The sequence below is a fragment of the Aureibaculum marinum genome (assembly GCF_003813905.1).
GTDB classification, from domain to species: Bacteria; Bacteroidota; Bacteroidia; order Flavobacteriales; family Flavobacteriaceae; genus Aureibaculum; species Aureibaculum marinum.
In genome coordinates this window covers 434,309-441,961 of sequence record NZ_RPFJ01000011.1, presented here as the reverse complement: position 1 = coordinate 441,961, position 7,653 = coordinate 434,309, and the positions used below count along the sequence as shown (strand labels likewise).

Genomic DNA, 7,653 nt, shown 5'->3' with positions numbered 1-7,653 from the left:
GTATTAATACTTATGCACAAGAAGTTGAAGAAGTAGTAGAAGTTGTTGAAACCACGCAACAAGATAAAGTTGAAATTCAAGTGAGCGAATTGCCAGAAACAGTAACAAATGCATTGGCCGCTGACTTCGCTGATTATACTGCCGACAAAGCTTATAAAACTATGAAAGACGAACAAGAAGTTTATTGGGTAGTTTTATCTAAAGAAGATGCTAGCATTAAAGTACTTTTTAATGCTGAAGGTAAAGTCCTTGAACAAAAAGAAAATACTGTTGAATAACATTAATAATAGCAAATTGGGTTGATTGCTTTTAACTGAAACAGCTTAACAAATATTAAACGTTAAGCTGTTTCTATTTATATTATTTGAATAAAAACACAGTTCATCAGAATTGTGTTTTTTTATTGAACAATATACATACCTACAACAGTTCTCTTTTTCTCATTTAGCAACCTAGTAATCCAAGTTATTATAATAAAATGTTAAACTGCTCTCCAACAATATTGTCTTAAGAATATCTTTAGATTGTAATGGTATATTTGGTTGAAATAAAATTACAACATCATGGAAAACGAAAAAGATTTATTTTATGTTACCTTATCAAATAAAAATGCGAAAGTGAAATTTGTATTTGACGCTAAAGGAAAACTATTAAAAAAAGATGATCTAAAAGCCTTACTTACACCGGGTTTTGCAAATATTTTCTAATTTTTTTCTAATATCATCAAAAACTTTAGAAAGTCTTTAGATTCTGTTAGTACATTTGAAGTATCAAAAAACACTAAATTAAAAACAGAGCAAATTGGGTTGATTGCTTTTAATTGGAACAGCTTAATAAATACTACACATTAAGCTGTTTCTTTTTTCTAAATTAAACTCTTTGCCAAACAATAAAACACTCTAAATTTAAATACCTCTCTTTTGTAGAGAATTTGTTAATAACTTACGTTATTTAACGACATCGAAAACACGCTCAACCGAGCGTGTTTTCTTATATTTGTATGTTTTTTAAAATACTTAAAAAAGAGACTTAAAAATATGAGCGAAGAAGCAAAAAAACAAGGGTATTCAGCTGACAGTATTCAGGCCTTAGAAGGAATGGAACACGTTAGAAAGCGTCCTTCAATGTACATTGGTGATGTTGGCGTTAGAGGTTTGCACCATTTAGTTTATGAGGTGGTTGACAACTCTATTGATGAGGCTATGGCTGGGCATTGTGACACGATAAATATAACAATCAACGAAAATAATTCAATTACTGTAAAAGATAACGGTCGTGGTATTCCAGTTGATATACATAAAAAAGAAGGTGTTTCTGCTCTTGAAGTAGTAATGACCAAAATTGGAGCTGGAGGTAAATTTGACAAAGATTCTTATAAAGTTTCTGGAGGATTACACGGGGTTGGTGTATCTGTGGTAAACGCACTTTCAACAAATTTAAAAGCTACTGTATACCGTGATGGAAAAATATATGAACAAGAATATGAACGTGGTAAAGCAATTTATCCAGTAAAAACAGTTGGTGAAACAACAGAAAGAGGTACAATGGTTACCTTTTTAGCAGATGACACTATTTTTCAAGCGGATATAGATTATAGTTATGAAACATTATCTACTAGACTTAGAGAGTTGTCTTTCTTAAATAAAAAAATTAGACTTTCTATTACAGATAAACGTAATAAAGACGAAAATGGTGAATTTATACACGAAGAGTTTTTTAGTGAAGTTGGTTTGCCTGAATTTATCAAGTATCTTGATGGAAATAGAGAACAGTTAACCGCTGATGTAATTTCATTAGAAAGTGAAAAATCAGGTATTCCAGTAGAAGTTGCTATGGTGTACAACACTTCTTACGCTGAAAACTTACACTCATATGTAAACAATATTAATACACACGAAGGTGGTACTCATTTATCTGGATTTAGAAGAGGATTAACTCACACTTTAAAAAAATATGCCGAAAGCTCTGGCATGCTTGATAAGCTAAAATTTGAAATTGCAGGTGACGATTTCCGTGAAGGACTAACTGCAATCATCTCAGTTAAAGTTCAAGAACCTCAATTTGAAGGACAAACCAAAACCAAACTTGGAAACAGAGAAGTTACTTCAGCAGTAAGTCAAGCAGTTTCTGAAATGTTAACGGATTATTTAGAAGAAAATCCTAATGATGCAAAAACCATTGTTCAAAAGGTAATTTTAGCAGCTCAAGCTCGTCATGCAGCTAAAAAAGCACGTGAAATGGTGCAACGAAAAACTGTTATGTCGGGTGGTGGTTTACCTGGTAAACTAAGTGATTGTGCTTGGACAGACCCTGAGAAATGTGAACTATTTTTAGTTGAGGGTGATTCTGCAGGTGGTACTGCCAAAGCAGGAAGAGATCGTAATTTTCAAGCCATCTTACCTTTACGTGGTAAAATTTTGAATGTAGAAAAAGCAATGCAACATAAGGTTTTCGAAAACGAAGAAATCCGAAATATGTATACTGCTTTAGGGGTTACTATTGGAACTGAAGATGACAGTAAAGCTTTAAACCTAGAAAAATTAAGATATCATAAAATAGTTATTATGTGTGATGCGGATGTGGATGGTAGCCACATTGCAACCTTAATTTTAACTTTCTTTTTTAGATATATGAGAGAATTAATTGAAGAAGGATATGTATTTATTGCTGCTCCTCCTTTGTATTTAATTAAAAAGGGATCTAAAAAAGAATATGCTTGGTCAGATAAACAACGTGATGAAATACTAAAAAAGTTTGATGGAGGTACAGTACAGCGTTATAAAGGTCTTGGTGAGATGAATGCAGAACAACTATGGGACACAACTATGAATCCTGCATTCAGAACAATGCGTAAAGTAACCATTGATAATGGTGGAGAAGCTGATCGTGTATTTTCTATGTTAATGGGAGATGAAGTGCCTCCTCGTAGAGAATTTATTGAGAAAAATGCAGTTTACGCTAATATAGATATATAACAACTATCTATCCCTAACCCTTCCTAAGGGGAAGGGAGTAACAAAATGAAATTATTAATATTTTGTACTAGGGACAGTCAAACCGAATAGAATTGAAATATTAATAAACACTAAAAAATAATAAAATGAAAGTAACTATTGTAGGTGCAGGAGCTGTTGGTGCAAGCTGTGCTGAGTACATCGCTATTAAAAACTTTGCATCAGAAGTTGTAATTTTAGATATTAAAGAAGGTTATGCCGAAGGTAAAGCCATGGATTTAATGCAAACTGCTTCTTTAAACGGATTTGATACTAAAATTACAGGTACCACAGGAGATTATTCTAAAACTGCTGGTAGTGACATTTGCGTTATCACATCAGGTATTCCACGTAAACCAGGAATGACTCGTGAAGAATTGATTGGAATAAATGCTGGAATTGTAAAAACAGTATCTAGTAACTTAATAGAACATTCTCCAAATACCATTATAATAGTAGTTTCTAATCCAATGGACACTATGACTTATCTGGTACATAAAACAACAGGTTTACCTAAAAATAGAATTATTGGTATGGGTGGTGCATTAGACTCAGCTCGATTCAAGTATAGATTAGCCGAAGCTTTAGAAGCTCCTATTTCTGATATTGACGGAATGGTACTGGGTGGTCATTCAGATACAGGAATGATTCCTTTAACTAGTATTGCTACTCGTAACAGTGTACCTGTAAGTAAATTCTTGTCAGAAGAAAGATTAAACCAAGTGGCAGAAGATACAAAAGTTGGAGGAGCAACACTAACAAAATTATTAGGTACTTCAGCATGGTATGCTCCAGGTGCAGCAGTTTCTAGTTTGGTACAAGCAATTGCATGTGATCAGAAAAAAATGTTCCCTTGCTCTACCCTATTAGAAGGTGAATATGACTTAGATAATATATGTATTGGTGTTCCGGTAATTTTAGGAAAAAACGGTATTGAAAAAATAGTTAAAATTGACCTTACCGATACAGAAAAAGAAAAAATGAAAACTAGTGCTGCCGCAGTTAGTAAAACAAATGGCTTATTAGAATTATAAAATAATTCTACAAATTAGATAAAAAGACTACTTTTAGTATAGAGGTAGTCTTTTTTTTATATATTTAACAAAATTTAAAAACACGGAAAAATATGAAAAAATTAACTCTATTATTAATTGCTACTATGAGTTTGAGCGTTTTTGCTCAAAAAGAAGTTAAGGAAGGTGTAATATCCATGACAATGAAAATGTCTAGTGAAAATGAACAAGTGAATGCATCTTTAGCGATGATGGGAGACCTTTCTTCTACAACTTATTTCAAAGGGCAAAAATCTCGTTCTGAACAAAAAGTACCAATGGCCGGAGAAACGATATCAATTATAGATAATGATGCTAAAGTAATGCTCATCTTAATGGACAATCCAATGATGGGAAAAAAATATCTAAAAAACGACATAGAAGTTTCTGAAGATGATTTAAAAAATCTTACCATTTCTGAAACTGGCGACACTAAAACAGTTTTAGATTACGAATGTAAAGGTTATAATATTGTAATGAAAAAAGATGGTCAAGAAATGAAGATGACCATGTATACGACAGACAAAATTGTTGCTCCTACACAAAATAGTACCATGATGGGAGATAAATTAAAAGGTTTTCCAATGTATACAGTAATGAATATGACTCAACAGGGTATGCCAATGACCATTACTATGGAGGTTACAGAAATTAAAGCAGAAAATGTGGACAATAGCAAATTTGACCTAACCCCACCAGAAGGATATACTGAAACAGAAATGCCTAAACAATAAATTAAAAATATTCAGTTAACTAAACGCCTCGAAATATCGAGGCGTTTTCATATCTTATAAATACTAATTTTTAATTCTACTAGGTGTATCGTTTCCATTTATTATACTCTCTGTCCCAATTCCAATAGCCTTTATGGTTTCAGTTATAGTAGTTATATTTAAAGTTTCTGCCTCATCAGAAACATTATGATAATGCTTATCATTGTCTATTGGGCCTGTTGAAAATGTATGAGCTGGGATTCCTAATTTAGCCATCGCTGCATTATCAGATCTATAAAACAAATTAAAATTTTTATATGGATTAGGATATAACTTATACCCAGTATTTTTTAAATTTTTCTGAATTATCAATCCAAAATCAGAACGATCAAACCCTGTCAACCATGCACTTTTAGGTCCAAATTTAGATTCTTTTCCTATCATTTCTATATTAATACCTGCAACAAATTGATCTGGATTAATATGCTTTCCAAAGTAGGTAGATCCAACTAATCCCATTTCTTCAGCCGTAAACGCCACAAAAATTATACTCCTTTCATTATCGTTTTTTTTCTTAAAAAATTCTGCTAAAGCTAAAATAGCAGAAACCCCAGAAGCATCATCATCTGCACCGTTAAAAATAACATCTCCATTTCCATTTTCTTTAACACCTAAATGATCATAATGAGCAGATATTAAAACATATTCATCCTTTTTACTTTTCCCTTCTAATACACCTATTAGATTGAATAAATCTAACTCCTTCTCTTTAAAATTTTGACGGTATGTTTTTAAGCCAGAAAATGGAGTTAATCCAATTCTTTCAAACTCATTTTCAATATATTGTGCTGCTTTTTCGATACCTGGCGTACCAGCCTTTCTTCCTTCCATAGCATCATCAGCTAATGCATAAAGATGTTTTTTAACTGTTACAGTATCAATATCAATTACTTCATTGGAAACTGCAAGAATAGTTGATTTTTGAGCAAAAGAAAAGGTAATAAAGACAAACAATATAATAAAAAGTTTCGCTTTAATTCGGATAGAGTTTAGCATACATTTTGACTATTAATTAAATTTAATTTTACAAATTGACAATTACGGACCTAACAATTTTCTGAACATATCATCATAACAATACTATGAAAGTCCTGAAATTTTACCATGATTATCTATTTTCATTTCTTCTGATGCCGGTTTGGATGGTAATCCAGGCATACGCATCATTTTGCCTAATAACGGAATTAAAAATTTAGCACCTGCAGCAATCTCAATTTCACGAACTGTAATTGTAAAACCTTCTGGTCTGCCAATTAGTTTATCATTATCAGAAAAAGATTTTTGCGTCTTCGCCATGCAAATTGCAAAATCATTAAAACCAAGAGCATCAATTCTCTTTAAATCCAGTCTAGCTTTATTGTCATATTCAACACTATCAGCACCATAAATTTCTTTAGCTATTCTTTCAATTTTGTTTACTACTGGAGACTTCCAATTGTATAATGGTTTAAACTTAGAGGCTTTATTTTCAACAACATCGACTACGGCCTTAGCAAATTCTATAGTACCATCACCTCCTGCTGCCCAACCATCAGACACTACTGCTTTAACCCCCAATGTTGCACATTTAGATTTGATCAATTCTACTTCCTCATCTGTATCACTACTAAACGTATTAATAGCCACTACAGGTTCAATAGAAAACTTTCTAATATTTTCTATATGCTTTTCTAAATTAGCAAATCCCTTTTCAACACGTTCAACACTTGGTACATTATATTGGTCTGTTGGTGACCCTCCGTGATGACGCAAGGCTCTAATTGTAGCTACTAAAACAACACATTTAGGGTTTAATCCTGCTGCAGCACATTTTATATTCAAAAATTTTTCCGCCCCTAAATCAGCACCAAAACCAGCTTCTGTTATAACATAATTTGAAAGTGAGAGTCCCATTTTAGTAGCAATTATACTGTTTGTACCTTGAGCAATATTAGCAAAAGGCCCGCCATGAATAATAGCTGGATTTTTTTCTAATGTTTGTACTAAATTAGGTTTAATAGCATCCTTTAATAAGATAGCCATAGCGTTTTCCGCATTCAAATCACGTGCAAAAATTGGTTTTTTATCAAAAGTGAATCCTACAAAAATATTTCCTATTCGTTGTTTTAAATCATCTCGGTTTTTAGCCATACACAAAATAGCCATAATTTCAGAAGCTGCAGTAATATTAAAACCATCTTCTCTTGGAATTCCGTTAGCTGTTCCTCCCAAACCAATTGTAATCTTACGTAAAGATCTGTCATTCATATCAATAACACGTTTCCATGCTATAGTTCTAGGATCTATATTTAAATTATTTCTTCTACTTTGTAAATTATTATCAATTAAAGAAGATAGTAAATTATTCGCTTTTTCAATTGCATTAAAATCGCCAGTAAAATGTAAATTAATATCCTCCATGGGCACAACTTGAGAATACCCACCACCTGCTGCTCCTCCTTTTATTCCAAAAACTGGACCTAAAGAAGGCTCTCTTAATACTACAGTAGCCTGTTTTCCTATTTTATTTAAACCTTCGGTTAAACCTATTGATACAGTGGTTTTACCTTCGCCAGCTGGTGTAGGCGTTAACGCTGTTACCAGTATTAAATTATTCCTATCTATAGTTTCTTCGTTTATTAACTTCAAAGGTAATTTTGCTTTGTATTTACCATAAAGCTCTAAATCATCTTCAGAGATATTTAATTTTTTTGCAATATTTTTAATATGGGTTAATTGTGTTTTTTGAGCAATTTCAATATCGGAAAGTACTTTCATTTTAAAATTAATTTAATAAGCTAATATATGAAAATTGAGTGTACTATTTTAACTATTACAAAGAGTTTATTGCCATTT

The 7,653-nt window shown here is 32.2% G+C and carries 6 protein-coding genes and 1 pseudogene; 5 read left to right on the top strand and 2 right to left on the bottom strand.

From position 1 onward, the window contains the following. From EGM88_RS15795 to EGM88_RS10365, 5 genes and pseudogenes are all read left to right on the top strand, one after another. Nucleotides 1-278: pseudogene (locus tag EGM88_RS15795) on the top strand (hypothetical protein); the annotation flags it as partial. 285 nt (nt 279-563) lie between these two features. Next, the gene (locus EGM88_RS15790; protein WP_162497567.1) at nt 564-707 is read left to right on the top strand and encodes a hypothetical protein; all 144 of its coding nucleotides are present in this window, start codon (nt 564-566) and stop codon (nt 705-707) included. A gap of 330 nt (nt 708-1,037) precedes the next feature. Next, a complete protein-coding gene (gyrB, locus tag EGM88_RS10375) occupies nt 1,038-2,975 on the top strand; it encodes a DNA topoisomerase (ATP-hydrolyzing) subunit B (protein WP_123898210.1) in 1,938 nt (645 codons plus the stop codon). A gap of 125 nt (nt 2,976-3,100) precedes the next feature. Further along, nucleotides 3,101-4,027 carry a malate dehydrogenase gene (gene mdh / locus EGM88_RS10370; RefSeq protein ID WP_123898209.1) on the top strand — a complete coding sequence of 309 codons (927 nt, stop codon included), beginning with the start codon at nt 3,101-3,103 and terminating at the stop codon, nt 4,025-4,027. Nucleotides 4,028-4,119: 92 nt separating this feature from the next. After that, nucleotides 4,120-4,779, top strand: a complete 660-nt coding sequence (locus EGM88_RS10365; protein ID WP_123898208.1) for a DUF4412 domain-containing protein — start codon at nt 4,120-4,122, stop codon at nt 4,777-4,779. Nucleotides 4,780-4,842: 63 nt separating this feature from the next. Here the strand turns inward: EGM88_RS10365 and EGM88_RS10360 are convergent, their stop codons facing one another. Next, a complete protein-coding gene (locus tag EGM88_RS10360; RefSeq protein ID WP_123898207.1) occupies nt 4,843-5,814 on the bottom strand; it encodes a M20/M25/M40 family metallo-hydrolase in 972 nt (323 codons plus the stop codon). Nucleotides 5,815-5,898: 84 nt separating this feature from the next. Continuing rightward, nucleotides 5,899-7,575, bottom strand: a complete 1,677-nt coding sequence (locus EGM88_RS10355) for a formate--tetrahydrofolate ligase (RefSeq protein WP_123898206.1) — start codon at nt 7,573-7,575, stop codon at nt 5,899-5,901. Between the last annotated feature and the right edge of the window lie 78 nt (nt 7,576-7,653).